The 2,693-nt window shown below is 70.5% G+C and carries 2 protein-coding genes and 1 pseudogene; 2 read left to right on the plus strand and 1 reads right to left on the minus strand.

Going from position 1 to position 2,693, the window contains the following annotated elements:
• Window positions 1-252 (plus strand): annotated as a pseudogene (locus tag AC31A1_RS49740) (hypothetical protein); the annotation flags it as partial.
• A 59-nt stretch (window positions 253-311) separates the two neighbouring features.
• Here the strand turns inward: AC31A1_RS49740 and AC31A1_RS49745 are convergent.
• Window positions 312-767: a MarR family winged helix-turn-helix transcriptional regulator gene (locus AC31A1_RS49745; protein WP_489659653.1), complete on the minus strand. Its 456-nt coding sequence runs from the start codon at window positions 765-767 to the stop codon at window positions 312-314.
• Window positions 768-944: 177 nt separating this feature from the next.
• On the opposite strand from AC31A1_RS49745, the gene AC31A1_RS49750 reads away from it, so the two are divergent.
• Entirely contained in the window at window positions 945-2,402 is a 1,458-nt protein-coding gene (locus AC31A1_RS49750; RefSeq protein ID WP_489659654.1) for an MFS transporter, read from the plus strand.
• Window positions 2,403-2,693: the final 291 nt, after the last annotated feature.

Genomic DNA, 2,693 nt, shown 5'->3' on the forward strand with positions numbered 1-2,693 from the left:
CCTCCCGCCGAGGAGTCGACCCCGCCGGCCAGCCCCAAGCCGTCGACGACGCCTCCCACCTCCGCGCACGTCCCGCCGCTGAAGTCGTCGCCCTCGCCCACTCCGAAGGCGACGCCGAACGGTGGCAACCAGCCGCTGGCGGAGACCGGTTCCAGCGCGCCGGTCGGCCTCATCGCGGGCGGTGCCGCTCTGGTCATCGCCCTGGGCGCCGGTGGGATCTACGCGGCCGGCCGCGCCCGCCGCTCCTCCTGACCCAGACACGCCCGGCGTGAACTGACCGCCCCGTCCCGTGAGTTGTCACGGGGCGGGGCTCACGGCCGTGGCCAGGGACGCCCGCCGATCCGCTCGATGTCGGTGTTGAAGCGTCGTAGAAAAGCCGCGAAGGCGTCGATGTCCTCGTCCGACCAGTCGTCCATGATCTGGTCCAGGGAACGGACGAGACCCTCGCGCTCCTCGTCGAGCATCCGCGCGCCCAGGTCCGTGATGCGGAACTTGCGGGCCATGCCGCCCTGCGGATCGGGGATACGCTCCACCAGACCGGACCGCATGGCGGCCGCCGTCTGCCGGTTGAGGGTGGACGTGTCGAGACCGAAGGCGTCGCTCAACTCGCCGATGGACATGGGCCCTTGGATGCGGATCCGGCTCAACAGGATGTAGGCGCTGCGCTCCAGCACGCCGTCCTTGCGGCGCCCGCCCTTCTGCGCGAGCAACCCGTGCCGGCTGAGAAGCATCTGCTCGTACTCGACCTCGCGCGTGCGCCTGTCCATCGGTCCGCTGCCTCCTGCTTCCTGCCGATGCCGCCGCCGTGTCCTGCGCTCGGGGGCGGCCCGGCCCATCCTCGCACGACGGTATGCATCATCCCCATCACATGGCTGATACATACGATGTGTACGATGCACATTCCTTCGTATCCCGACTGAACAGACATGCCGAGGAGTCCCGTCATGGACGCCCCCCAGCCTTCAGCCCGCGCAGGCGGCGTGATCGCCACGCTGGCCTTCGCCGGCACCACCGCGGCGATCATGCAGACGCTGGTCACCCCGCTCATCGCCGACCTGCCGGAGATGCTGCACACCTCGTCCTCGAACGCCGCGTGGGTGATCACCGCCACGCTGCTGGTGGCCGCGGTCTGTGTGCCGGTCGTCGGTCGTCTCGGTGACCTTCTGGGCAAGCGCCGCATGCTGCTCGCCTGCTCCGTCCCGCTGATCGTGGGCTCGGTGGTCTGCGCGCTCTCCTCCTCCGTCGTCCCGATGATCGTCGGACGCGGTCTGCAGGGCATGGGCATGGGCATGGTCCCCCTCGGCATCGCCCTCCTCCGGGACGTGGTCCCGCAGGAGCGACTGAGCCCCTCCATCGCGCTGGTCAGCGCCTCCATGGGCATCGGCGGCGGCCTCGGCCTGCCGATCGCCGCGGCCATCGCGCAGTACGCCAACTGGCGTGCCCTGTTCTGGGGTTCGGCCGCTCTCGCCGCGGTCGTCGCCACGCTGATCTGGTTCCTGATCCCGGACGTACCGGCCGCCGCCAAGGGCCAGCGCTTCGACGCCCCCGGCGCCCTCGGCCTCGCCGTCGGCCTCGTCTGCCTGCTCCTCGGCATCTCCAAGGGCGCCGACTGGGGCTGGGGTTCGGCCACCGTGCTGGGCCTGTTCACCGTCGCGATCGTGGCCTTCCTGGCCTGGGGCGTGTGGGAGCTGCGTACCGCCGACCCGCTGATCGACCTCCGGACGACGGCCCGACCCCGGGTCCTGATCACCAACATCGCCTCGGTCTTCGTCGGCGTCGGCATGTACTCCAGCATGCTGGTCGTCCCGCAGCTGCTCCAGTTCCCCGAGGCCACCGGCTATGGCCTGGGCCAGTCGATGCTCGCGTCCGGCCTGTGGATGGCGCCCGGCGGCATCATGATGATGATCGTCTCCCCGCTCGGCGGAAAGCTCACCAACGCCCGCGGCCCGAAGTTCACCCTGATCAGCGGCGTCCTGGTCATCACCGCCGGCTACGCCCTGTCGATGGGCCTGATGAGCTCCGCCTGGGGCCTGATGCTCGTCTGCATCGTCATCAACAGCGGCGTCGGCCTCGCCTACGGCGCGATGCCCGCCCTCATCATGAGCTCGGTCCCCCTCTCCGAGACCGCCGCGGCGAACGGCTTCAACACCCTGATGCGCTCTCTCGGCACCTCGATCGGCGCCGCGGTGATCGGCGTGGTCCTCGCCCAGATGACCACCACGGCAGGCGGCTACACCTTCACCTCTGAGGGCGGCTTCCGCACGGGCCTCATCATCGGCGGCGGCGTCGCCCTGCTGGCGGCGCTGGTCGCGGCGGCGATCCCGGCGGTACGGGCAGCCGCGCCGACCGAGGAGAAGGCCGAGCAGGTCGGCGCGCTGGAGGAAGCGGGGGTCGAATCCTGACCTCGGTGGGCTGAACGTACGGGGTGTACTGCCCGGCGCTGGAGGATCGAGGGATCGGTCTCCTACGTCGGGCAGCGTGCTGTCTTGGCGTCAACTCCCTTGTGGGTAGAGGCCCTTGGGGAACGTTGGTCGGGTGTGGGGCGCCGGTCCTGGACTGGGGTCGGGTCCAACTGCGGGCGGTACACGGCCGTAGACAGGTCTCCGCCGCCGAACTCGCGCCGCGATCAGCTCAGTTGCGCGGCCCGAGGCCCTGTAGCGCGTCGTTGAGCTGGGTCGCGGTGAGGGCGGGGG

This window comes from Streptomyces sp. P5F9 (assembly GCF_057961495.1).